The following is a 1200-nucleotide window of genomic DNA, read 5'->3' on the forward strand; positions in this document are numbered from 1 at the left end:
CCTTGTACCTTCCAGAACCTAAACTGGGTGTCGGCAACCAAAATGCGACCCCTGAATACCTCGCAGAGATCCAAAAGATCCGAGAACACAATCACCAAGAACGAGAACTAGAAGAACGCCAGAAGAAAATCGACCAGAAACATGAATATTTTTACAGTTGTAGCAATGAACCCTACTCAACACCTGAGGTGATGTACTACGTCAATTACTTATTCAAAAAAGCAAAGAATAGGAAAGAACTCGAAAACGATATCGTGGCAATCGTCAAAGCACAGAACCCGATCATTGAAAGTGAAATGTGGAATACACAGGAAATGAACCGAAAACTCAAGCATGCCCAGCATTACCCAACTCCATCTGTTGAATTTAAGGTTCATTCAAAACCTAAACAGCCGATCCCCCCACAGATCAATCCACGGCCTCAACCTGTTCAGCATGAATTGAAGAAGCCAAAACCTGATGATTATGATTTTGGAGGTCCTGGTTTTTAAATCTATGAGTCTTCTCCGTATGAACAGAGCGAGTGTCTACGAGCGAACAGACACAATCAAAATTCTCGTTATGCTTTTTCCCTGATTACAAGCTCCCCCTTGATTCTAAAACTTAGATACAGAGCATCCCGAAGGGTGCGAACAAACTTAATTTGATTCTAGATCGAGCGAAGCGAGCATAAAAAACTTATGAGCGAAGCGAATTCCGAGTTGCTTTTGCTTTTTATGGAATTCCAGCAGGTATTTGCTAAAAATTGCCCCAATGAATCGAGCGAGAGCGAGATTCAATAGAGTTTGAGCGTAGCGAAAACCAAGGGCAATTTTTAAAGGTGTATATATTTTTTAATATTTTTAACTTTTAAATACTTTTAGAACGTCTGTAATGCTCATATAGAAAGGATTATAGATATTTAATTCATACATTTACCTAGGAAACTCCATACATTTACCTAGGAAACTCCATACATTTACCTAGGAAACTTCATACATTTACCTAGATCTTCATACATTTACCTAGATATAAATAATCTCTATATTTTTAGCTAATTTTAGTTCTTTCACTATTTGTTTTGATTGATTCTTATACTTATAATTTATAAATCAGACTATTTTTTATACTCCAAATTTATAGATGGATAATTTTTTATACTTTGATAAAGATCAAAAAATTAAAAAAACACTGTACAAAAGAATAATCATACATTTTTCT

At 35.6% G+C, this 1200-nt stretch carries 1 pseudogene; it reads left to right on the forward strand.

What is annotated here, in order from left to right:
* Positions 1–491: pseudogene (locus FTV43_RS15655) on the forward strand (plasmid mobilization protein); the annotation flags it as partial.
* Positions 492–1200: the final 709 nt, after the last annotated feature.

The sequence above is a fragment of the Acinetobacter sp. YH16053 genome (genome assembly GCF_013417035.1).
GTDB classification, from domain to species: domain Bacteria; phylum Pseudomonadota; class Gammaproteobacteria; order Pseudomonadales; family Moraxellaceae; genus Acinetobacter; species Acinetobacter towneri.